Source organism: Microcoleus sp. PH2017_09_SFU_O_A, from assembly GCF_020738625.1.
Classification (GTDB): Bacteria; Cyanobacteriota; Cyanobacteriia; order Cyanobacteriales; family Microcoleaceae; genus Microcoleus.
The window spans coordinates 170,407-194,739 of the sequence record NZ_JAEQCF010000007.1 but is presented as its reverse complement, the minus strand read 5'-3'; the positions used below and the strand labels follow the sequence as shown (position 1 = coordinate 194,739).

Sequence of the window (24,333 nt, the reverse complement as noted above, 5' to 3'; positions counted from 1 at the left end):
CTTCCAGGTAGAGGTTGCCCTCAAGCGGTCAACTGTCAACTAAGAGGGCTCTCACGGGGGCACTGCCCCTACAACAGATCAACTGTCAACTGTCAACTGTCAACTGTCAACTGAATGAACGACGCATAGGCTGTCACCTTAATATCAATTCCAGTAATATCTCCACCGACAACAACAGCCGTTGCTCCTAAATTCAATGCTTTTTGAGCCATGGAGGGCCCAGAGATTCCGCCTTCGCAGATAACGGGAATCTTGAGCTTTGCTACCATTTGCGCTAGCAAATCAAATCCGGGCGGCGAGAAACTTTCTGTTTGGGGTGTGTAGCCAAAAAGAGTAGTACCGACAGTATCTGCACCAGCTTCAGCAGCGGCGATCGCAGATTCTATAGTATCTACATCCGCCATGACTAATTTCCCTAATTCTTTGTGAATGCGATCGATTAACGTCTTTAAGTCTTCGCCAGCAGGGCGGTTTCGCAAAGTAGCGTCAATGGCGATAATATCTGCTCCTGCAAGTGCGATCGCCCGTGCGTCTTCAAACCGAGGAGTAATGTAAATCTCGCATCCCGCCAATTGCTGCTTCCAAATGCCAATTACGGGAGCCGATACCTGTTGTCGCACCGCTGCAACGTGAGCCGGGGTGTCAATCCGCACGCCCGATGCACCTCGATTGATGGCGGTGCGAGCCATTGCTGCAATCACGATCGGATCGTGCAGCGGCGAATCAGCAGGTGCTTGACAAGAAACAATTAATCCTGTAGGAATTTGACAGTTAATCATGGGGTATGGGGCATGGGGCATGGGGCATTGGGCATCGGGCATTGGGCATTGGGCATCGGGCATTGGGCAGGGGGCATCGGGCATTGGGCAAACAGGGCATTGGGCTTTTTTTGTGATTTATTCCCTGTGTCCTATTGAACTCAAATAAGCGTTAAGTTTTGGTAGTAATTTATCGACAATTGGTTTGAATTTGCTTACTTCTTCGCTGGTGATAAGGTGTCTAGCATAGGCTAATCTTAACCAGTTTACGGTTTCGTACAAAGAGCCTCTGGCAATTTTTACAAAACGCCGATTATCTTGATCATTATAACGACCTCTTCCTTCAGCAATATTAGCACAGACACTATCAGCAGACCGAACTATCTGTTTGCCCATCGTATCTTTTGTGAAGTAATCCCATTTTTTAACAATCTCCCAAATCTGATTCGCCAAACTTTCCGCCAACTTATAAACCTCTAATTCCTCAAAATCAGGTCTTCCCATAATTACCTCAAAAACTCAATTATATTAAATGCCCCATGCCCCATACCCCATGCCCCATGCCCCATGCCCCATTATCCATTAATCCCGGCCATTAAAGAAAGAATTTTGTCAAGCAATTGCTCGGGGTGAATCGGTTTAGCCAAACAATCGTTAGCTCCCGCCGTCACAAAAGATATTTCATCTGCGGGAATTTCTTTAGCGCTTAAAGCCAGAATTTTGAGATTTTCAGTAGCGGGTTTTTGGCGAAGTTGTTGAATTATTTCGCAGCCGTTCATCCCGGGTAAACGCATATCCACAATCACAGCATTGGGCTGCAAAAGTTCAATTTGTTCTACCGCCGCCGAGCCTTCAATCATCCACACTACCTGCATTCCTGCGGCTGTCAGGATATCGCAAATCAGCATGGCAGTTTCTTCATCTTCTTCTACGAGGACGAGGCTGCCCCGCAAGGAGGAAGAGTGCAGCGGTAAAGATGAATTCGATTTTTCATATTTGAATTTTGTGGATTCATCTTTGCTTTTAGTTTGCATTGGTATAAAAACTGTAAAAGTAGAGCCAACATCAACTGTAGAGTTGACTTCGATCGCGCCGCCGTGAAGTTCTACTAATTGTTTGGTCAATGCCAATCCCAAACCGGTGCCGCCGTATTCGCGGCGGTATGGGGAATCTAACTGCTGGAATTTTTGAAACAAGAGCGATCGCTGATCTTCGGGAATTCCAATGCCGGTATCTTTGATTTGAAAAACAGCGGTGCTACCTGGGGGTGCAGTACCGGGCTGTCGCACTGCTGGCGTCCGAGTTTTATCTTCTGTCACCCACACTCGCAGGACGATTCGCCCGCCTTCGGGAGTAAATTTAATCGCATTTCCTAAAAGATTGAACAGAATTTGTCTCAAGCGGCGCGGGTCTGCGGTGAAGCGATCGCACTCTTGTTTGATCCGCTGTTCTTGCACGAGTTCCACGCCTTTAGCTATAGCTTTTTCTTTGAAGGCGTGCAGGCTCTGAGAAGCTAATTTAGAAATTGAAAATTCACTAATTTTTAATACTGCTTTTCCTGCTTCTACTTGCGATAAATCTAAAATATCGTTAATTAATTCTAATAAGTGGTCGCCGCTGTCCCGGATAGTTTGCAGGTACTGTCGCTGTTTGGCAATTGGTACTTCTTTGGTGCCAACTTTGCCGTAAGACCACCGCAGCAGCGTGTCCGAAATGCCGATGACGCAGGTGAGGGGAGTCCGCAATTCGTGGCTCATAGCTGCCAAAAATTCGCTTTTGGCGAGGCTGGCAGACTGGGCGGTAGCAAGGGCATCGCGCAGTTCTTGCGTTCGCTCTATGACGCGCTGTTCAGAGGTACACTTTTGCTGCTGGACTTCTGCATAAAGTTCGGCTTGGTAAATGGCGATCGCCAAATGTTCTGCTATTTGCCGCAAAAATGTTTTTTTGCTTTCTTCCCACTCGCACACAGTACACTGGTGGGCGATTAGCAGCCCCCACAATTCGTCTTGAACTACGATCGGTACTAGCAACTTCGCCCGCACCTTCGCCCGCCGCATCAACTCTAAAAAACAAGAGTGCGAAGAGTAAGTTATTTCCACATCAGTGACGCACAAAGCCAAACCTTTGCGATATTTCTCTCTGTCAATGACTCCATCGGGAAAACACTGGGCGCCTTCACTAAAATTCAGTACAGACGAGATAGCATCGCTGGCTAAAGCTTCGTAGGTAACGCGACCTAAATACAAGTAAGAACCGGGATTTTCTTTGACTTCGCCAGAAACCGCCATAGGTATTTCTTTACCTAATTCGGCATGGTGGGGGGCTGGCACTTTTTCAAATTGATAAATTAACAGGCGATCGACATCCAAAAACTCTCGCACTCTCGAAACTGCTTTTGACAAAATTACTGGTAATTCCAAACTCTGGCGGATTTGAGTTGTCACCTGATTCAAAAGTCGCTCTTGTTCTAGCTGCTGCTGCAAAGCATCTTCCACAGACTGACAAAATGAAATGCAGGGACTGGCAATTTGTAAGTGATTGACGGCTTCGGCAATCTGGTGGTGTAGCGTTTCTGGAGCGATCGGTTTTAACGCTGAGTTTCCCTCTATTTCTGTTGGGAGCTTTAGGGGCAGGGGACTGTTTTTGCTGGCATCGGTAGCGAGAAGATCCAGCAAATTTAGGGTGAATTCGCTTTGTAAAATTGCCGAGTTCGGCTGTATGTTCTTAATTGCTTGTTTGAGGGCGCGAATGTCAATTTGTCTTGGCGGTGCGGGCGTTATTTCTGCGAGTTTGTCTGCGAGGGGAGAGAGGAATTTGGCGATCGCCCCTGGATCGAAAGTCAAATCCACATTTAATTGCGAAGTGAGATGTTTTTCACTGTGTTTGCGTCCGTTTGTTGCCAACTCATCTAATGCCTCGCCCCGCAGCAGCGCGCTAAACCGAGCTGATACCACTGCTGCAAACCTTTGGGACGAGTTTCCTTCCCCATTTTCAGGATTGGCGATCGCATCGTCGGCGAGCCAAATCGCCCCCGGGAGTTCAGCCATTTGCTGTAACAACTGGTAAGCAGCCTCAAAGGTTGCGATCGGCAAAGTTCGATTTAAGGTTTTTGGTTTCAATCTAGGTATTTTCCCGGTTGTTTTAAAGGACAAAATATGAATGCCGCTGTTTTGGGGAGGGAACCAGGGGCGCAGCAGACGGGGCCGCTCCAAAAGACTTGAGATCAAAGAAGTCAGTCGATTTTAGATCTTAGATTTTAGATTTTAGATTTACTTGCAGCTTCGTGAATCACCGGAGCAGGAACTTCGAGCTAAGATTTTGGGCTGCTCGCAACTTAAGTCGCGCGCTTGTATCCGTTTTTCTGCGGTGTCGTGACTCAAATAACGTAGCCAGTTAAGGCTGAGGCTGGTCAACACAGCTTGCGAGATATTACTCTTACAAGCTCAGTTCTTTTAAGACTGGGTTGCTGACTACTTTAAACAATCTTAATCCAGTATAATATCAATATATAATTTGTTAACTTCTACTTAACACTATCCGGGTAAATGAGCAATCCAACTCAACTCACCCCCGATTTCACGATCGGACATCTGCCGTGTCACCACTTCCAAGTCAGTGCTGCAACTCCAGGACAGGTAGTGGCTCAAAGATTCGAGCAAGAACCAGACCTACCGGGAGTGATTATTACTCACGAATCACAGGTATTGGGCATGATTTCTCGCGTCAAATTTCGAGAACAAATGAGTCTCCCCGATCGCGTAGAAATTTACGGTCAGCATCCGATTCGAGCCTTGTTAGATTTTATGAGAATACCGCCTTTGCTGATGGAGGAAAACTGGAAAGTTGAGGATGCCGTACAAGCGTCTCTCAACAGGCATAAAGATTTAATTTATGAACCAATTATTGTGGTAATGGACAATCAGAGTTTCCGCCTTTTGGACGTTCGGACTCTGGTGATTGCCCAGTCTAAAATTTTAGCTCAAGCTAACAAGCTTATTCAAAAATACAGAGTAGAAAGACAGAAATATATGGGAATCATTCAACAAGAACAGGCAAAATTTTATGAATGCCAGGAGTTGCTAAAATCCCAACACCTTCAAGCCCAAGTATTGCAGAATACTCCGAGTCGCGAGCAAGTGACACTGGTCAAACAAGCTGAAGAAATTTCTCAAATAAATCAGCGATTTGTGAGGATTGCGAAGTTAATTTCTTCAGAAGGCCGCCAAGCATTTCAAGCTACTTTTCAAGGTGCTAATTCTATTTGCAATAATACACAGAAAATTTTGGGTATTAGCAAAGCAATAGCTAATGATTTAGAAACGGTTAACCGCACTTCCCGAACCATCGGGGAGGCGATCGAACAAGTCAGGCATTTAGCAGTACAGGTGGCTGTAGTTACCAATCAAATGGGAAATCAGCCCAGCGGTCTGAGCAAGGTGAGTTTGGAAATTGGCAGACTGGCAAGTAAAACTTTTGAATTGGGGACCCAAATCGAGCAAATTGCCAGCCGATTTAAACTTCGGGTTCACGAACTCACGGAGGCAGCAAGAGCGGGTGCTAATGTAGCTAAATCGGTGACCATCAAGATCGATCGTGCGGAAATGGCTTTGTTAGAGTTGGAGGAATTAATAGCGGAAAAAGATTTCAATTCACCGACCGCCATTAAAGAAAATTTGGGAGTTAAAAAAAGTGTTGTTGCTCATTCTTTAGTTAAAGATTTAGAAGACGCTGAAGCTGAAATTTCTGAATGGGAAGATATAGTTAAGCAGCAAGATTCATCGCAATATCTGATTCAAAAAATTCAGCAGGCGCTGAAGTCGAAAAAGCCCTAAAATTCTAGGGCTCATCTGATTTAACTTTTCGATATGTATAGCCTTTCTAGCTCTCATATGAGGTACGAATGGGCATAGGGCATGGGGCAAACAGGGCATCGGGCATCGGCCAAACAGGGCATGGGGCAAACAGGGCATGGGGCATCGGCCAAACAGGGCATACTCACTACGCTTGAGAACCGCTATATAGGAGAAGGAGAAGGAAAAAGGAAGACGCCTTGAGTTATCGTCGTGATATCTGGAAAAAAGCTCGTGTTTCAAGAACTTCATAATCGTCGGGGCGGTTGGTCTGAAAAAATAAAAAGTAACAATTTTACAATTTGCACAATACTATTTGTTTGAAGGAGGTTAATACGAATAAATTAAGAGTTAGGCAACGCTATTTGCATCACAAGATTTTGATTTAAAGTCACAAGAATTGGTCAAATAACAGGCTAGGCTTATGAAAATTTTGCTAGTAGAAGATGACACAATTACAATCAATTTGCTGACCAGAGCGCTGAATGCTCATAATTACAATGTGAATACGGCGGAAGACGGCGAAACAGCCTTGCAGTTGGCACAAGCCTACGATTACGACTTGATTGTTTTGGATGTGCTGATTCCTAAACTCGACGGTATTAGTTTGTGTCGGGAATTGCGATCGTCCGGCTGCCAAATGCCGATTTTATTGCTGACAGCGCTAGATAGCAGTAACGATCGAGTTCAAGGTTTAGAAGCGGGTGCAGACGATTATGTGGTGAAACCCTTTAATCTCCAAGAATTAATTGCTCGAATTCGGGCTTTGCTGCGCCGGGGTAAGGCAAGTTTGTCGAGTACAAGTTTGACTTGGGAAAAACTGCAAGTCAACCCGGATACTACGGAAGTAACTTATGGCGAAAAAGTTCTGCATTTGACTCCCAAAGAGTACAATCTGCTGGAACTTTTTCTGAGAAATCCCCGGCGCATTTTCAGCCGCAGTGCCATGCTCGATCGCATTTGGTCGGCGGGCGAATTTCCTCAAGAAGAAGCCGTTACCGCTCATATCAAGGGGCTGCGGCACAAGCTGAAAGCAGCCGGGATGACTGTAGATTTAGTGGAAACGGTGTATGGATTGGGCTACCGGCTCAAAAGTCTGCCGGAGGAGATTGAGAGTCCAAAAGTTGCCCGGGATACGGCAGAAACTGCTAAAAGTCAAGAAAATGTACCTGCTGAATCGATCGCACACAGCCAGGAATTAAGCAACGATGAGCGCCGCCTCCAAGTCCTGAGTGTGGTTGCGGAAATTCGGGGCAAGTTAAAAGCTAATTTTATCGAAAAGGTGGTGATATTCGATCGCGCGATCGCCCAACTGAAAACCGGAACCTTGGACAACCAACTGCGGCGGGAAGCCCAGGAGCAAGCTCACAAATTAGTCGGTTCTTTGGGAACTTTAGGGCTGCCTAAAGGTTCGGAAGTTGCGCGCAAGATCGAACAGTTGTTCAAGGCCCAAAACATCTTTAAACCGGAGACTGCTCAGCAGATTGAGGATTTTCAGGATTTGCTCAAACAGATATTCGATCGCCCGCCGGAACCTGAAAGCGAGCTGGTTACTGCGGTTTCCAAAAAGCGCCGCATTCTGATCGTTGATGATGATACTTTGCAGAGCGATCGACTAAAAGCAGCAGCATCCGGTTCGGGCTTTGAGATAGAAGTTGCCACATCTGGGCAATCCGCAAGAAGCGCGATTTCTCAACAGCCTCCCGACGCGATTTTACTGGATTTGACATTTTCCAGAATTCAGGAAAACGGACTTACTCTCCTAGCCGAGCTCCGCACTGAAAAACCTGATATTCCAGTGATGATTTTTAGCGGGAACAATCAATTGAGCGATCGAATTGAAGTTGCTCGTTTGGGAGCTTCCGGCTTTTTACACAAATCTATCTCCCCAGCAGATATACTCAAATCAGTCGCCCAGGTTCTCGATCAAACAGGTGCTGCTGAAGCCAAAGTTATGGTGGTAGACGATGATGTGCATCTATTGGCTGCACTGAAAGTGATTCTACAACCTTGGGGATTGCAAGTCACAACATTAGATCGGCCCGAAAAGTTCTGGGAGGTACTCGAAACCACTTGTCCAGATTTGCTAATTTTAGATGTGGAGATGCCTGGTTACAGCGGTATCGAGCTGTGTTTGGCAGTGCGAAACGATTTGCGCTGGAGCAAGCTTCCCGTGCTATTTTTGACCGCTCATTCTGAGTCGGAAATAGTGCGTCAAATGTTTGTCGCGGGTGCTGATGACTACGTGAATAAGCCGATCGTGGAACCGGAATTAATTGCTCGCATCCTGAATCGTTTGGAGCGGACTCAACTCCGACACAAACTTGCTCTGACACAGCGGTAAGTTAAACAGTTGACAGTTGACAGTTGACAGTTGACAGTTGTCACGAAGGAAGAAGGAAGAAGGAAGAGTTGACAGTTGACAGTTGACAGTTGACAGTTGACAATCAAAAATCTTCAATCCCCAATCGAAAATTGACAGTTGACAATCAAAAATCTTCAATCCCCAATCGAAAATCCAAAATCCAAAATCCAAAATCGTTTGACAGTTGACAGTTGACAGTTGACAGTTGACCGCAAGAGGGGGATCTGGCCTCAACGGTAAACGATAGATACAAAAGTTGTTAGGCGATTGTTGACACCTAATGATGCAGCGGGCGTCCGAAACGCCGGTAAGCTTTCGCCAAAACTTGGGATTATTAAATTCTAGGATTCGGACGCGATGGCGTCGAGGGATGGAGAGCCCGGTCATTTAACAATACAGGCTGATTTAGATCAATGTTCACAATCAAATGAAAGCAATGGTATTAACGTCAGAGAAAGGCGATCGCGATGACACCGACTGCGAATTAATTTACGCTCCGGCTTCGATTCAACCTCACGGCATCCTGTTGGTGGTGGAATCTACTGTGTTGAAGATTTTGCAAGTTAGCAATAATACTTTTAAGGCGATCGGCATTTACCCGCAAGAACTTTTGGGCAAGTTTTTACATGGATTTGTCGAGACTGAGGAAATTAAGGCGATTCAAAAAGCTTTATGTGAAAACAGCAATCAAACTAACGATATCAGCTTATCATTCAAAATTCAAAACCGCAAGTCTTTTTTTCATGGGACGCTGTATCAATTAAGTTCGGTATTAATTTTTGAACTAGAGCAGGTTGTTTCCCCAAAAGCGAGCAATTATTTCAATTCTTATCATTTAGTCCAAAAGCCGATCGACAAAATCCACAACACGCCAAACCTGCAATTGCTGTGTCAGACAGTGGTAGAAGAGGTGCGGAGGATGATTGGGTTCGATCGGGCGATCGTCTATCAATTTGATGCCACAGGTGCGGGAAAAGTCGTCGCCGAAGATAAAGCAGAAAATTTGGCTCCTTTATTGGGAATGCACTATCCGGCTGCGGATATTCCCCCGCAGGCTAGAAAGCAGTTCACCATGAATTTAATTCGATTTATTCCCGATATTCACTATCAGGCTGTAGAACTAATTCCTGAGTGCAATCCGCTGACCGGTCGCCCCCTGGATATGGGCTTATCTTTGTTGAGAACAGTTTCGCCTTGCCACGTTCAATATCTCAAGAATATGAACATTGGCGCTAGCATGACCGTGACATTAATCAAAGATCGAAAACTCTGGGGATTGATCGCCTGTCACCACCGAACACCAAAGTATATCAACTACGAAACCAGAACGGCTTGCGAACTGGTAGCAAAGTTTGTAAATCTAGAACTCAGCTACAAACAAGATAGCGAAGACCGGGACTATGCAATTAATTTAAAAGAAATTTGCCATAAATTCATCGCTGAAATTTCTCAATCACACTGCTTTGTAGAAGGTTTACTTAAATCCCGAGATGAATTGCTGGCATTAGTGGGCGCTATCGGTGGAGTTGTCTGTGCCAATGAAAATCTAACAGCCATTGGCACAACCCCAGAATTGGGAGAAATCAGAAACTTAATAGCTTGGATAAAACCTCAAATAAATAATGATGTTTTTTATACAGATTCTCTCTCAAAACTGTATCCGCCATCGGAGAAATTCAAGAAAATTGCTAGCGGTTTGCTGGTGCTTGCCATATCCGAGATGCAAAATTATTACATTTTGTGGTTCCGTCCCGAAGCAATTCAAACTGTCAACTGGGCAGGCAAACCCGACTGGCCAATTGAATTTAAACCGGATGGCACCCCATTGATGTCTCCTCGCACTTCCTTTGAGTTGTGGCAAGAAACTGTGAGGTCAAAATCTTTGCCTTGGCTGCCTTGCGAAATCGAAATTGCCCGAGAACTGCGAGTTGCTATTGCTAGCATTGAGTTGCGGAAAATTAACCAGCAGCTCAACTTAGCTTTGTCGGCTACCAAAATTGGATTTTGGGACTGGGACATACAGAAAAATCGCATGGTTTGGTCGAGGGAACATGAAGAGTTGTTTGGATTGGCGCCTGGAACTTTTGGCGGAACAGATCAAAGTTTTGCAGCTTGCGTTCACCCGGAAGATTTAAAAGCTTTGGAGAATGCTAGGAATCAGGCCCTCGCCGAGCGATCGGATTTCTGTCACGAACACCGCGTGGTTTGGCCCGACGGCAGCATTCACTGGATGGAAGGGAAAGGTAAGTTTTTTTACACCGAAACGGGCGAAGCTGTGCGGATGGTGGGCACAGTTACAGAAATTAGCGATCGCAAAGCTAAAGAATTACAGTTGCGTTTGTTGGAATCAGTCATCACCACGACTAACGACGCGGTGTTAATTACCGAAGCTGAACCGATTGACGAACCGGGCCCGCGAATTCTGTATGTCAACCCAGCTTTCACGCGGATGAGCGGCTATACGCTAGAAGAAGTTGTGGGCAAAACGCCGCGCATCTTGCAAGGAGAAAAAACAAATAGGGCAAGTCTCGATCGCATTCGGAGAGCTTTGGAAACCTGGCAGCCGGTGCGGGTTGACTTGATCAATTACCGCAAAGACGGGACGGAATTTTGGGTAGAATTGAGCATTGTGCCGATCGCAGATGAAACTGGTTGGTTTACCCATTGGGTGGCAGTGCAGCGCGACATTAGCGATCGCAAACAAGCTGAAGCCGCCCTCCAACAGCTCAACGAACTCTTAGAAATGCGAGTTTTGCAGCGCACCAGAGAACTAGAAATTTCTCAAACAGAACTGCGGGAAAGCGAAGCTTTATTTCGTTCTCTGAGCGAGAGTTCTCCTGTCGGCATCTTCAAAATAGATGCTGAGGGGAAATGTACCTATACAAATCCGCGCTGTCAAGCAATTGGTGGCTTCACAGCCGCAGAAGCTTTAGGAGACGGCTGGATGCGATTTGTTCACCCCGAAGATATCAAACTAATTCAGTCTAAGTGGTCGGAATTGCGATCGCCTGGTGAAGAACTTTCCTGCGAATTCCGCCACATCCAGCCAGATGGAACAATCCGGTTTGGTCGGGCAAAAGCAGCTCCGATTTTTGCCGATGGAGGTCAACTAATTGGTTACGTCGGCACAGTCACAGATATCACAGAAAGTCGAGCAATTGAAAAAATGAAAAATGAGTTTATTTCCATTGTGAGCCACGAACTGCGAACGCCGCTGACCTCAATTCGCGGTTCTTTAGGTTTGCTGGCGGCTGGGGTGCTCAAAGATCGACCGGAAACTGCCAAACAGATGTTAGAAATTGCGTCAAGCGATACCGAACGGTTAGTGCGTTTGGTCAACGATATTCTCGATTTAGAGCGACTCGATTCGAGCCAAGTTACCATTGTTAAGCAGTGGTGCGATGTGCAGGTTTTGATGCGGAAGTCTGCGGAAGCTGTGATGTCTGTGGCTGCTGAAAATAAGATTAATTTGTCGATTTTGCCCGCAACGGCACAAATTTGGGCTGACCCGGACAGGATTGTGCAACTGCTGGTAAATTTGTTGAGCAATGCGATTAAATTTTCGGCTCCGGGGTGTACAGTAACTGTCAGGGTTGAAGATTTGGTCGATTCCCTACGGGATAGCTACGCTTCACGGGTTTTATTTGAAGTCAAAGATCGAGGGAGGGGGATTCCTGCTGATAAACTAGAAACTATTTTTGGACGGTTTCAACAGGTCGATGGTTCTGACTCCCGCCAAAAAGGAGGTACGGGTTTGGGTTTGGCTATCTGTCGCAGCATCGTGCAGCAGCACGGAGGCAGAATTTGGGCCGAAAGTGTTGTCTCTGAAGGCACGAGTTTCTATTTCACAGTGCCTGCACCGCCCGAAGGCGAAGGGGAGAAGTTTTGAGATTATTTTCAGTCTTGAACGCACGCACTCTATATAGGGTGGGCACTGCGTATCGGTGTGCATTGCCCACCCTACTAATATCAAATCGCATCGGAATTATTAGCCGAAATGAGGAGACGGCTTGGCCTTAGTCCCTACAATTAATCTGGGGTAGGGACTAAGGCTAAGCCGTCTCCTTTCCTCTATCATGTATGAGCGCAGCCGGAATTGATATAAGTTTTCTTTCAGTTTACGATGATTAATTTAAAATAAGGGTTTTAATTATGTCAGCAAAGCAGATTCTGGTAATCGATGACGAACAAAACCTCTGTAGCGTGATTCAGGCTTGTCTAGAACATTTAGGTGGCTGGAGGGTGCTGATTTCGCCCGAGGCCAGCAAAGGATTGGTTTTAGCTGAAACTCAAGTCCCTGATGCTATTCTACTCGATGTAATGATGCCCGATATGGACGGAGTTACTTTGTTTGGTTTGCTGCAAAAAAATGCGACTACTCGAGAGATTCCGGTGATTTTTCTGACGGCTAAGGTGCAGGCGATGGATTTGAACGAGTTTGCTGATTTGGGGGTAGCAGGGGTGATTGCCAAGCCTTTCGATCCTTTGAGTTTGGCGCAGCAAGTTGCGGGAATTTTGGGTTGGGAAACGTTGCTTTAAGCTGGGGAAAGTTGACTGTTAACTCTCAGCAAAGGAGGACACGGCAATGCCGTTTCTTGCGCCGCAAAATAATCGTAGCACGGGCTCTCTTGCTCTCTTGCCATCGCGCGATCGAGAAATATAACCATCGCAAGCATTTATTGTAGGGACACGGCACTGCCGTGTCCTTTCTGTGGGTAATATTAATTCCGATGCTACCGGATTTGATCTAACGGGGAATTTAAGCCGGATGGCGATCGGAAATCCGGTTTATGGTTCTCAGCCTCTTGCTAAAATCTCGCAATTATCTTGGTGAACCGACTTTCTCCGTCCCGGAAAGTCGAAGTTTTCGGGCTGTTTTCAGAATTTCCTCATTTTTTTGATTTAGCTTTGAGATCGATCGGTGATTGGTTACTTCAAACCCTGATTCCCTAGAAGTTCCAGAGATAACCTCAGGGAGTCGGGGTCTTTTGTTGCCCATAAAGTCGATCGGCTTTATGCGTATTTATACTTAGATTACTGTTGTATAAATTACAGATTGTTGCTCGATCGACCAAATGGTTTAAGCCATACTCCCTAATACAGCGAAGTTGGTAGGGAAAAACCCGGTTTCTGCCTAAGTGTTATAATCCATGCTTTGAGCAAAATATATTGATTTAAAACAATGACGATCTTCATAATTTCCTCATATTTTTTAGATAATGTTTATCCCAGGTTCTTCAAGTGAAGGTCGCACTCTCAGTAGCATCCGGCTGCCAAAAAACAAACCTGTTGTCAGGAGAGTTTGGTGAGTGACGGTACTTTTGATTGAGGAGTGCGACAACACAACCAACCTGAATCAATCAGGGGTTAGGCACTGCATACCAACCAAACTGGGTTTTTCAACCGGAAAAAACTGGTTTCGGTGCAAGTATTCTAAGTGTTGGCAGGAAAAATCAATCAAAAATAAATTAATAACTGAGGATGTGATTCGTGCTGTCGAATAACGTCGAGAAAATAAGTAGGTCATTTTGTCAACAGCCAAACTCGCAATTGCGACGAATAGGCAAAGCGAAGTCTGAGTAAGTTTTTTAAAGAGTGTGGAGATTTCTCAAATGTCATATCAGCTATCTTCTCAAGGTAACAACCAAATCTTGTGCTATTACGCCAATGCTACTAACCAAATTCAGGTTTTGCGGATTGGAAACATTCCTAATTGGTACTTTGAAAGAGTGATGTTTCCGGGGCAGCGAATGATGTTTGAAGCTGCGGCAACAGCAGTATTAGAAATTCATACAGGCGCGGTGGCAAGTGCTATTTTATCGGACAATATTCCCTGCTACGTGCTGCGGGTTATAGAAGAGGTAAGTTCTGAGTTCGATCGGGTTATTCCGGAAGCAAAATATGCGGTATTAGCGCGCTAAAGTTCCGGAGAAATGAGACGAACTGGATCGGGGGCAACAAATATCTAAGTTCAGTAGTATTTGGGAAATTGGGAAAATGCAGAAAAATCTTGTCAATATCACCTTGGGCGTAGTCACAGAGGAAGTAGAAATTATCTTGGGGTCTTATCCCAACCATCCCCACCAACAGGTTTTTTCACACTCGGGCTTGCGGCAGGATTTAATTGCTTACGTGCTGAGCAGAGTTCCTAATAAATATACTGCGATCGACTCCGGCGAGTCAGCGAACCAAAAAGTTCAGGTTCGCTGTTCTTCAGAACAGTTGCTACAGATAGAAAATTTGATTCATACTGGCATTCGCGACTTACTGCACAGCTATCAGAAGGTAGATTATCGCGTTCGGGAAGAAGTTAAATTCGATTCTAGAGTTGGTAGTTGGTTTAGATAGTTTTCGGTAATTGAGGGAGATGCCGAGATCCTCGGCACTCTCGATCGCCCGATCGAGCTAAAATTGTCTGTACGCAGAGCTTGCATTCAACACTTTTGGTAATCGCGGCAGCCCTCGCAGGGGCCATTGGGGTTGACAGCACAGCGCAGAATTTCCGATCGAGCGTTAAAGTGGCAGCTAGCAACTCCGATAACCCAGATGCCGCTGACAAATGTTCTTTCCGTCGGCAGTGCGGCAGACTGCACGTACAAGGCAATTTTTTGCAGTTGGTAGCGCCCGGATTTGAGTTGATAGCGGTGGTGGCGTTCCAAGACAGCGTAGGTTTTTCCCTCTAAATCCAGATAGTTCCCCGGTTGTGGCGTCCAATCCAGCCGAATGTTCCCTAGGGATTGGCGGGAGTGAGAGAGAATCACTTCTACTGGTAAAGTATTTTGTTCCATGTGCGGTGCGACAAGCGAGTACAAGCTGATGGTATCGCAATCTCCGTGTTTGTAGTGAGGACTTCAGTCCTCTGATCTTATGAGGACTAAAGTCCTCACTACGAACCTTTAATGGCCTTTTATACCATCAAAATTCCCAAAAATAAGTCATTCCTTCCAGGATTCCCCCAGCGCAAGCAGAGCCAGCTAAATAATGATTTTCAGTACCATATTCGCGATGCCATGCTAAGAGTTCTGACATAGCGTTAGCAACGATTATTCCCCGAACATCCTGTTCAAACATACTAATATCATTGCCAGAATCGCCGCAAACTAATGTTGCGTCCGATGGAATTTGGAGGCGCTGTTGTAAATAAGTTAGGGCATTGCCTTTATTGCTAGTTTTTGGTAAGATATCTAGATCGCGATTGCTGCTAAAAATGATTTGAGCTGCTAGTCCCGATGCGGTTAATTTTTGCTGCAATTCCTGGAGAATCGAGCTGTTGTCTGCTTCTGGTTCCAGACAATAACTGATTTTCCAAGGATTTTGTTCTGTTAGGGATTGGGCTTTAAGCTGCTTAAACTGTTGAGCTAAAGAGGCGATCGCAATTTTATCCCAGTTTTGAGAAATATATTCCGCCCAATCTAAATCGAGGGTGGCATTTTGGTAAATCTCGCTGCCTACACCTGCGATCGTATAGTCGGGGGCTAGCAGTTGCTTTTGGGAAATTAACTCGCAGGTTGAAGCATGGGAACGCCCGGTAGCGTAAACTAAACAAATTTGCGATCGCTTTGATCGCAAGTGCTGGTTTAAAAGTTGAGTTGCTTCGTCATCTCCGACTAATGTGTTGTCTAAATCTGTCACTAATAAGAATTTCATTTTGATAATTGGGAATTGTTCAGTTGACAGTTGACAGTTGACAGTTGACAGTTGACAGTTGACAGTTGATAGTTGACCGATTGAGGACACTTGACAAAGGAAGTCCGAGGATTGGACTAATGAATAGTCTGATTTTAATTTCTCCCGATCGGGCGGGCGGGCTTTCAACCAATTGTTTCTGGTAATTCCTTAATTACAAGACTTAATTACAAGAATAAAATTATCTTAGTTTTTGTGATCTTTTGTTGGTTTGTGGTGCGACAGGGGGCGTCAAGCTGCCACAATGGATTAGGTTCAGGATAACTCAAGTCCAGAAGTTGCGCTAGCGAGGGAGTCTGTCAGACGAAAGGCTGATGGGGGTTGAGGTGGAAGTGTCGCAGCTATCGGGGAGAAGGGCTGGCGGATTGATTGAATTGTCGATCGAGCTTTATGACAAGATACAGCACGCGGGCGATCGCAGCAACAGCCCCAAAAGTAAGGGGGCAATTCGTAAATTGCCCCCAAATGAGTTAGAAATTACAAACTTTCCTCAGTCTGAAAAAGCTACTGAAGTCGGTACAGTGCCGAAACTAGCAGCCAGACTGACACCTCTGATCTCCTTAGTATACAACAAGAGGCGACAGAAGTCATAGGATTTGAGATTTTAGATTTGGGAATCACTGATATGGTGTCCGCTGGATTAACCGGACTACGAAAGGTTTGTAGTGCGGACTTCAGTCCGTAAAATGCTGCGGACTGAAGTCCGCACTACAAACCATTTTTGTTATGGTAATCGACCGGACATGATATGATTAGTATCTGTAGGTTGCGTCGCAGAAATATCGTACCAAAAAAAGAGCGAAAATCGAGCGACGCCAAGCACGAAAATATGTGAGAAAACAACGATTTTTTTTTCTTGGTATTAGATCGAATATGGTACAAGGTGGAAGAAACGAGCTTAGGATCGCATATTAAATAATTTACACTCTTGAAAGTGGGATGGGCGTCCCGCCCGTACACAAAGGACGGGGGGGACGCCCATCCCACAAGAACAATAAAGATTATAAGTTATTTAATTCTCATTTCTTATTGAATTGGAAGTTCGATGATAAATTCAGTGCCTTTCCCAGGTTCCGAGAGGCACTGCAATTTACCTTTGTGTTTTTCAACCACAATTTGATGCGAAATTGACAAACCCAAACCGGTGCCTTTACCTACGGGCTTTGTGGTAAAAAATGGGTCAAATAAACGCACGATATTATCTTGGGGAATTCCCGGGCCGTTGTCTGAGATGCGAATATAAATTCTATTGTTATCAATCATTTCAGTTTTGATTGTGATTGCTGGAAAACTTGAATTGGGGGTATTTGTGGCTGGGCTGCTGCTTTCTTCTAAAGCGTCGATTGCATTTGCCAAGATATTCATAAATACCTGATTGAGCTGTCCGGGATGACATGGTATTTTTGGCAGTTCTCCGTATTCTTTAATTACTTCAATTCCCTGCCAGTGTGCCTTGGCTTTTAGCCTGCTGTTCAACATTAACAAGGTACTTTCTAAACCTTCGTGAAGGTCGGCAGGCTTGAATTTAGCTTCGTCTGCCCGGGAAAAATTGCGGAGAGTTTGAATGATTTCTACAATTCGATCGCATCCTGTGTGCATCGAATTTAGCAATTTGGGCAGGTCTTCTGCTAAAAATTCTAAGTCTATATCTTCAGCTTGTTTCTGAATTTTGGCTGGGGGATTCGGCAATTCTTCTCGATACATCTGCACGATGTCTAGCAAGTCGAGAACGTAGCCGCGGACGTGGCAGAGATTGCCGGCGACAAAGCCAACTGGGTTGTTAATTTCGTGGGCAATTCCTGCTAGCACTTGCCCGAGGGAAGACATTTTTTCGGTTTGGACTAATTGCATTTGAGTTTGTTGCAATTCGCGCAAAGCTGTTTGCAATTCCTGGGATTTTTGTCGATCGCGATCGGCAGCAGCAGCCCGTTCTTCCTCAACTCCGATCGCCCCAGCGATAATTCCGATCAGCTTGCAGTCGGCTTCTGTGGGTGCGATCGACTCGGTGTAGACTACGCACACGGCACCCACGTAATTCTCACCCAGCCTGACTGCTTGTCCCAGATAGCTTTTGAGTTGGTAGCGGATAACAGCGGGATCGATTTCGCCGTAGATCGTGTTCTGCAAGTCAGGAATCGCCACAGCCCGATCGCTGGCTTGGTGGCAGACATCGGTGCAGACATGGCCTTCGGCGCGATCGACCTCTGGGTAATCGGGCGGCGCTTGCCAAGTCGCGATCGCGCGCAGCAGCCCGCCTCCGACGTGGCTGTAGATGGCGCTGCTGCCGCCCAAAAGCTCGCCGGCTAAGGATGTCAGGCGCTGAATGTTCAAGCCCGCGTCGGTGGTGAATCCCAAAAAGCACTCGTTGATTTTGCTGAGGCGGTACTCTGCTTGTCTGCGCGCCGTCATGTCGCGGGAGTTGATCGCAATTCCGTTCACAGCGGGGTCTGCTAGCAAGTTGATGCCGACTCCTTCGAGAAAACACCAAGAACCGTCAGGGCGCCGGAACCGACCTTTGAGGGCGATCGGATCGCCGGGATTTGCGAGCAGTTTTTCGCCGTCGGAAATCGCCGAGGGCAGGTCGTCAGGGTGAATGAAATCGAGGGCAATTTGACCGATGAGTTCCTCTGGTTCGTAGTCCAAGACTGTTTCTACAGAAGGGCTTTCGTAAACAATGCGACCGCAGCCGTCGAGAATGGTAATGATGTCGGAACTGTTGAGAATTAGCGATCGCCACTTAGCTTCATTTTGCAGTAAAGCTGATTCGGCAAGTTTGCGATCGGTAATATCCTCTACCATTTCCAAAATAAACTGTGGCGTTTCGTGACTGCTGTGGATGACAGAGGCGCTGAGGCGTCCCCACCTGATGCTGCCGTCTAGGCGGAGGTAGCGCTTCTCGATTTGGTAAGCTTCGCGCGATCCTGAGACCAACTGTTGGCGCAAGTGGCGATCGGACTTTGCGTCTTCCGGATGCGCCCAGTCGTCGATGCCGGCGCCGCGCAGTTGGGCTTCCGATCGCCCCAGCATAGCTTGAAATGCCGGATTAGTCGCGATCGCCACGCCTTCGAGGGTAGCCACTGTCATGCCGATCGCAGCGCGTTCAAAAATTGCCCGAAACCGCTGTTCGCTGTCCCGCAAAGCTGCCTCTGCTTCGACTTCCTGAGTGATGTCCCGCCCCGCCACTGCCATGCCTTTGCGGGAACCGTCGGGGTTAAACAGCGGCACTTTCCGCACTTCAAACCAATTGCTGCCGCCTGTAGGTAAGGAGACAACTTGGCGGGTGCAAGTCAGAGTACCGGCTTCCCAGGTAGTTTCCTCGGTTTCTTGCCAAGTTAGCAGGATTTCTCTGACTCTCGGATCGGCAGTAGCAGCAAGTTCGGCGGTAGTTTTGCCCTGGTAGTCTGAGGTATCGAGGCCCAAAAGTTGGAGGGCGCAGTCGTTAGCAATCAGCCAGCGCCCCTCGCTGTCTGTGAGGTTGACTGCGTCGGGTACGGCATCGATCGCGGTTTTCAGCCAATATTCTCGATCGCCCAGGGCTGCTTCAGCGCGCTTGCGATCGGCGATTTCGGCGACGGTTCCCTCGTAGTAAAGGAGTTCGCCGTTTTCGCCCTCAACTTCGCGCACGTTTTCCGAGATCCAGGTAGTGCTGCCGTCCCGGCGGAGTATGCAGGACTCAAACTCTTTCAGGGAGCCTTTTTTGGTAATAGTAGCGACGAATTGGGCGCGGCGGGTGCGATCGACATAAATGTTTGTTGCCGAACATTTTGCGATCAGTTCTGACGGAGAATCGTAGCCGTAGATGCGGGCGAGTGCCGGGTTGGCGCTGAGGTAGCGCCCGTCTGGGGCGATTTGAAATATGCCTTCGGTGGCGTTTTCAAAGATGCTGCGGTATTTTGCCTCGGCTTGTTTGAGGGCTTCTTCTGCTTGAATGCGATCGGTGATCTCAGCTTGGACGCCGATGAAGTGGGTAACGGTGCCGCTGCTATCGCGCACCGGTGAGATGGTGAGTTCATTCCAGAAGGGCGTGCCGTCTTTGCGGTAGTTTTTCAGAACTACTTTGCAGTCGTGTTGTTCTCGCAGGGCTGCGCGGATGCGATCGACGGCTGCGCGATCGGTATCCGGGCCTTGCAGGAAACGGCAGTTGTGTCCGATGATTTCGCTGCGATCGTAGCCTGTAATCTTCTCGAAGGCTGGGTTGCAGTAGACGATTGGGTTGTCCGGAAGTGTAGCGTCCGCGATCGCGATGCCGTTGCTGGTAGCTGCCAGGGCGCGATCGTACAGCCTCCATACTTCTTCTATTAAATTCGGTGCATTGGGGCCGGTACGATTCGGCGATAGATTGTCAAAAGGAATACTTATATCGATCTGCATAAGTTTTTATAGATTGAGTTTATTATCGATCGCGATCGGCAGCATACCCTGCAATTTTAACAAAAATTTCCTATTTTCTTATATAGCCTTTCTCAAAAAGATGAGGTATGACTGACAGCTTATATAACCCTTAAATTAAGAGGGCCCTCTTCCCAACAACGTCCGCGAATATGAGAGCTAGATCCACTATATGTCGAAGTTAGAAAATCATCCTCCAAAATTTATGCATTAAATTATACCAACAATAAATCAGTGTGCCGGGTTTTTCTTGCCTTCTACCTTGTAATTTTTGCATTCAAACGACTCTTACCCGTTAACTTATAATAGTTGTTGTCGCGCCTTCTCTATCTCTGGTATAGTTTATACCATTTGAGATTTTAGACTTTAGATTGGGACTTGCTGATGAATCTCGCAGTTGGGAGTTTACCTACAGTTGCATTCATTTTTAAAACTAATATTAATTAACAGCGTTTAGTCGGCTTACTGCTGCCGGCAATAAAGTTTTACCTCTAGAGCCAAAATAGAAACTCTAGCTCTAGTGAAATGTTTTTAATCAAATCTTTTTTAGTTGTTAAACGATCCAAACTATTCTGAAAAAAAACCGAGTCAAGATTAATTTTGAACGATCGCAGCCAGTTCGGAAATATCATCGATCGCAAAAGTCGGTGCTAGGGCCAGACACTCAGCGCGATCGCCATATCCGTAAGCCGCCCAACAAACATCTATCCCAGCATTTTTAGCAAACAGCAAATCAACCGCTGTATCGCCAACCATTAACACTTGACTGTTATCCAAATCCGGGAACAGCGGTTTAATTATCGAGTGAAAAACACTTGGATTGGGTTTTTGAATAATTTGTCCGTCATCACCTAAAATCAAATCAAAAAAACCGTTAATTCTCAACTTTTCCAGGAACAGATTTACAAAACTCAGGTGTTTGTTGCTGAAAACTATCAAGCTCAATCCCGACTTGCTCGCCAACTGCAAAATTTGCTTGGTACCAGGAAATAAATCGAGCTGCTTTTCACCTTCAGTCCGATAATAAGAGCGGTAAGTTTCAACCCATTCGGGAATTGCGCTTTCCTCGATCGCCGGATGAAGCATTTTAAAAGTATTTGGTAAATTAATGCCGATCGTCCCTTGAATTATATCTGCCTCAGGCGGTGTATTACCAAAACTTTCAAAAGTTTTAGTAATGCAAGATATAATGGCTTTATGAGTAATTGCCAAAGTGCCGTCAAAGTCGAAAATAATTAACTTGTACTGACTCATATTCCGTTCCCAGTGTGAAGTATAATCTTTAAACATTCAAGAGGTCAAGATGAATGTCACCGAAAAACCCGAATTTTTAGCAACAGACTTTCCAGACCACACTCAATTACCAGACTCCGACGGTACTTTTGTGAAAAACTTTCAAGAACACCCTCAAAGCATCCTCTTAACAACATCAATTAGACCTATTCTAGACCAAGTTCATCCCGACGGACAATACTGCATCGGTCAAGATTCAGGTATTTACTGGCGAGTAGCGCAACCCCCGGAACCGCCCGAAAAAGGAGCCGAAGCACCAGATTGGTTTTACGTGCCCGACGTGCCGCCAACTCTCGACGGAAATATGCGGCGTTCCTATGTGATGTGGAAAGAATTAATGCCGCCGTTAATTATACTAGAATTTGTTTCGGGAGATGGCAGCGAAGAAAGAGATAAAACTCCCAAAAAGGGGAAATTCTGGATTTACGAACGGATTATTAGACCTGCTTTTTACGGAATTTATGAAGTCAAAAAAGCCAAAATAGAATGCTATCATTTGGTAGAAGATAGATTTGAGTTAATGTCAGAAAATCAGCGCGGACATTACCAAATCGAGCCAATGGGATTGGAATTGGGCATTTGGCAAGGAGTTTATCAGGGCGTAGAACTGCCTTGGCTGCGCTGGTGGGATGCTGAGGGGAATTTGCTGCTGGCCGCTGATGAACGGGCAGAACAAGCCGAATTAGCAGCAGAACAAGAACGACAAAGGCGCATAGAAGCTGAGTTGCGAATTCAAGCTTTAGAAGCGCGTTTGCGAGAGTTAGAAGGCAGCTAATAGGTAGCCAGAAACCGGGTTTTTCCGCCAAAATATTCGCAAAAAATCCTCAATCTCCCAAAAACCCGGTTTCTTTGAACCTACCAGAAAGAATTGCTTGAAAGCCCAAATCAGACTATTCATTACTCCAATCCTCGGACTTAAGGGTAGAGGTCGCTCTCAAACTGTCAACTGTCAACTGTCAACTGTCAACTGTCAACTGTCAACTGTCAACTGTTGAAGCAGCGGTGACGAGAAACCGGGTTTTTTCGCCCAAGTATTCGATTCAAACCCTCAATCTCGCCAAAAACCCGGTTTCTTGATTGGCAGCTACCAGCCCCAAAAACAAGATTGACATCGGTTCTAATCCAGAATTTGCGTATATTAATTGATTAGTAAAGTATTGCATCACTTTTGTGTAAGTCCTATGGCACTAATTGTTCAGAAATATGGTGGAACATCGGTTGGTACAGTCGATCGCATTTTAGAAGTAGCCCGACGAGTAGTCAAAACAGTACAGCTTGGAAACTCCCTCGTCGTCGTACTTTCAGCAATGGGGAAAACCACCGACGGTTTAGTGAAACTCGCTAAGGAAATTTCCCCAAATCCCAACAAACGGGAAATGGATATGTTGCTTTCCACTGGGGAACAAGTATCGATCGCACTTTTGAGTATGGCATTGCAGGAAATGGGACAGCCCGCAATTTCCCTCACCGGCGCCCAAGTCGGCATCGTCACCGAAGCCGCCCACACCCGCGCCCGGATTTTGCGAATCGATCCGGCGCGCATGGAAACCCAGTTAAATAGCGGAAAAGTTGTCGTCGTTGCCGGTTTTCAAGGCATCGCCGACGCCGGAGAATTGGAAATCACCACCTTGGGGCGCGGCGGTTCCGATACCACAGCAGTAGCCCTCGCCGCAGCGCTGCGGGCCGACAGATGCGAAATTTATACCGACGTGCCCGGAATTCTAACTACAGATCCGCGCTTGGTAGCCGACGCGCAATTGATGGATGAGATCACCTGCGACGAAATGCTGGAATTGGCGAGTTTGGGTGCAAAAGTCCTGCATCCGCGCGCCGTCGAGATTGCCAAAAATTACGGCGTGCCGCTGATCGTGCTTTCTAGCTGGAGTGACGCCCCCGGTACGCGGGTGGTGTCGCCTCCCCCCCAACCCCGGCCTTTGGAGGGCTTGGAGCTCGCAAAAGCGGTCGATGCGGTGGAATTTGACTTGGATCAGGCGGGGGTGTCGCTGTTGCGTTTGCCCGATCGCCCGGGAGTAGCAGCGCGGTTGTTTGGTGCGATCGCGCAGCAAAATCTCGATGTAGACTTAATTATCCAATCAATTCACGAAGGAAATACGAACGATATCGCCTTTACAGTCAGGCGAAATTCGCTGAATCAAGCTGTCGCGGTTGCAGATGCAATTGTCCCCGCCTTGGGTAAGAATTCTCGCCCAGAATTGGGGGAACCCGAAGTGAAAGCAGAGGAACGACCCATAGCTAAAGTTAGCATTGCGGGTGCGGGAATGATCGGGCGGCCGAGGGTAGCAGCCGAGATGTTTAAGACTTTGGCGGATGCGGGAATTAACATTCAGATGATTTCCACTTCCGAGGTCAAAGTTAGTTGTACGATCGATGCTACGGATTGCGATCGGGCAGTTGCCGAACTCTGCAAAGCATTTGATGTCGCCAACTCCCCTGTCGGGCTGCATTCCTCATCGAACAAACCGCCCGCAGTCAGGGCTGTAGCGTTGGATCTCAATCAAGCGCGTCTGGCAATTCGCCAATTACCCGATCGCCCCGGAGTAGCAGCAAAACTGTTCGGACTGTTAGCCGAAGAAAATATCAGCGTAGATACAATCATTCAATCGCAACGCTGCCACAATATCGACGGCATCTTAACCCGCGATATTGCATTTACCGTAGCACAAATTGACGCCGAATCTGCGAAAACAGTCTTGGAAAAATCAGCAGTTGAATTCGGCTGGGGCGAAGTCGCAGTCGATACAGAAATCGCCAAAGTTAGCGTAGTCGGTTCCGGGATGGTAGCGCATCCGGGAGTAGCGGCAAAGATGTTTGAAGCGCTTTCGCAGCACAAAATCAACATTCAAATGATTGCGACTTCCGAGATTAAGATTAGCTGCGTTGTGGATGAAGCACAAGGTGTCACAGCTTTGAAAGCAATTCACGCCGCGTTTGAGCTTTCGGGGAGTGAAAGAATCCAAGTTCCCGCCTGATA

General features: G+C 46.6%; 17 protein-coding genes. 9 read left to right on the top strand and 8 right to left on the bottom strand.

Annotated features, from left to right (window positions below; genetic code table 11):
- Positions 1 to 92: 92 nt before the first annotated feature.
- The 3 genes from JGK16_RS05235 to JGK16_RS05225 all read right to left on the bottom strand — a co-directional run bounded on the left by JGK16_RS05235 (position 93) and on the right by JGK16_RS05225 (position 3,877).
- Entirely contained in the window at positions 93 to 779 is a 687-nt protein-coding gene (locus tag JGK16_RS05235) for an N-acetylmannosamine-6-phosphate 2-epimerase (protein ID WP_293175844.1), read from the bottom strand.
- A gap of 117 nt (positions 780 to 896) precedes the next feature.
- The gene (locus JGK16_RS05230) at positions 897 to 1,262 is read right to left on the bottom strand and encodes a four helix bundle protein (RefSeq protein ID WP_293189812.1); all 366 of its coding nucleotides are present in this window, start codon (positions 1,260 to 1,262) and stop codon (positions 897 to 899) included.
- Positions 1,263 to 1,333: 71 nt separating this feature from the next.
- Entirely contained in the window at positions 1,334 to 3,877 is a 2,544-nt protein-coding gene (locus JGK16_RS05225; RefSeq protein ID WP_293175562.1) for a GAF domain-containing hybrid sensor histidine kinase/response regulator, read from the bottom strand.
- Positions 3,878 to 4,303: 426 nt separating this feature from the next.
- On the opposite strand from JGK16_RS05225, the gene JGK16_RS05220 reads away from it, so the two are divergent.
- The 6 genes from JGK16_RS05220 to JGK16_RS05195 all read left to right on the top strand — a co-directional run bounded on the left by JGK16_RS05220 (position 4,304) and on the right by JGK16_RS05195 (position 14,321).
- Entirely contained in the window at positions 4,304 to 5,590 is a 1,287-nt protein-coding gene (locus JGK16_RS05220; protein WP_293175564.1) for a chemotaxis protein, read from the top strand.
- A 442-nt stretch (positions 5,591 to 6,032) separates the two neighbouring features.
- Positions 6,033 to 7,952: a response regulator gene (locus JGK16_RS05215; RefSeq protein ID WP_293189810.1), complete on the top strand. Its 1,920-nt coding sequence runs from the start codon at positions 6,033 to 6,035 to the stop codon at positions 7,950 to 7,952.
- Positions 7,953 to 8,409: 457 nt separating this feature from the next.
- Positions 8,410 to 11,862 carry a PAS domain S-box protein gene (locus JGK16_RS05210; RefSeq protein WP_293189808.1) on the top strand — a complete coding sequence of 1,151 codons (3,453 nt, stop codon included), beginning with the start codon at positions 8,410 to 8,412 and terminating at the stop codon, positions 11,860 to 11,862.
- A gap of 263 nt (positions 11,863 to 12,125) precedes the next feature.
- A complete protein-coding gene (locus tag JGK16_RS05205) occupies positions 12,126 to 12,512 on the top strand; it encodes a response regulator (protein WP_293154432.1) in 387 nt (128 codons plus the stop codon).
- 1,073 nt (positions 12,513 to 13,585) lie between these two features.
- Positions 13,586 to 13,894, top strand: a complete 309-nt coding sequence (locus JGK16_RS05200; RefSeq protein WP_293175572.1) for a DUF1830 domain-containing protein — start codon at positions 13,586 to 13,588, stop codon at positions 13,892 to 13,894.
- A 76-nt stretch (positions 13,895 to 13,970) separates the two neighbouring features.
- Entirely contained in the window at positions 13,971 to 14,321 is a 351-nt protein-coding gene (locus JGK16_RS05195; protein ID WP_293175574.1) for a hypothetical protein, read from the top strand.
- An 86-nt stretch (positions 14,322 to 14,407) separates the two neighbouring features.
- Here JGK16_RS05195 and JGK16_RS05190 read toward each other — a convergent pair whose 3' ends face one another.
- Both JGK16_RS05190 and JGK16_RS05185 read right to left on the bottom strand, forming a co-directional pair.
- Positions 14,408 to 14,761: a DUF6464 family protein gene (locus JGK16_RS05190; protein ID WP_293175576.1), complete on the bottom strand. Its 354-nt coding sequence runs from the start codon at positions 14,759 to 14,761 to the stop codon at positions 14,408 to 14,410.
- A gap of 127 nt (positions 14,762 to 14,888) precedes the next feature.
- Entirely contained in the window at positions 14,889 to 15,620 is a 732-nt protein-coding gene (locus JGK16_RS05185) for a sucrose-phosphate phosphatase (protein WP_293189806.1), read from the bottom strand.
- A 353-nt stretch (positions 15,621 to 15,973) separates the two neighbouring features.
- Between JGK16_RS05185 and JGK16_RS05180 the strand changes: the two genes are divergently transcribed.
- Entirely contained in the window at positions 15,974 to 16,252 is a 279-nt protein-coding gene (locus JGK16_RS05180) for a hypothetical protein (protein WP_293175580.1), read from the top strand.
- A gap of 433 nt (positions 16,253 to 16,685) precedes the next feature.
- Here JGK16_RS05180 and JGK16_RS05175 read toward each other — a convergent pair whose 3' ends face one another.
- Positions 16,686 to 20,030, bottom strand: a complete 3,345-nt coding sequence (locus tag JGK16_RS05175; protein WP_293198943.1) for a PAS domain S-box protein — start codon at positions 20,028 to 20,030, stop codon at positions 16,686 to 16,688.
- A 612-nt stretch (positions 20,031 to 20,642) separates the two neighbouring features.
- The gene (locus tag JGK16_RS05170; RefSeq protein ID WP_293198942.1) at positions 20,643 to 21,302 is read right to left on the bottom strand and encodes an HAD family hydrolase; all 660 of its coding nucleotides are present in this window, start codon (positions 21,300 to 21,302) and stop codon (positions 20,643 to 20,645) included.
- 49 nt (positions 21,303 to 21,351) lie between these two features.
- Here JGK16_RS05170 and JGK16_RS05165 point away from each other — a divergent pair, with 49 nt between their 5' ends.
- Positions 21,352 to 22,116: a Uma2 family endonuclease gene (locus tag JGK16_RS05165; RefSeq protein ID WP_293189804.1), complete on the top strand. Its 765-nt coding sequence runs from the start codon at positions 21,352 to 21,354 to the stop codon at positions 22,114 to 22,116.
- Here JGK16_RS05165 and JGK16_RS05160 read toward each other — a convergent pair.
- Positions 22,102 to 22,239 carry a hypothetical protein gene (locus JGK16_RS05160; RefSeq protein ID WP_293202844.1) on the bottom strand — a complete coding sequence of 46 codons (138 nt, stop codon included), beginning with the start codon at positions 22,237 to 22,239 and terminating at the stop codon, positions 22,102 to 22,104. The genes JGK16_RS05165 and JGK16_RS05160 overlap by 15 nt on opposite strands.
- Positions 22,240 to 22,522: 283 nt before the next feature.
- Between JGK16_RS05160 and JGK16_RS05155 the strand changes: the two genes are divergently transcribed.
- Positions 22,523 to 24,331, top strand: coding sequence for an aspartate kinase (locus JGK16_RS05155; protein ID WP_293175589.1), 1,809 nt, complete (start codon positions 22,523 to 22,525; stop codon positions 24,329 to 24,331).
- Positions 24,332 to 24,333: the final 2 nt, after the last annotated feature.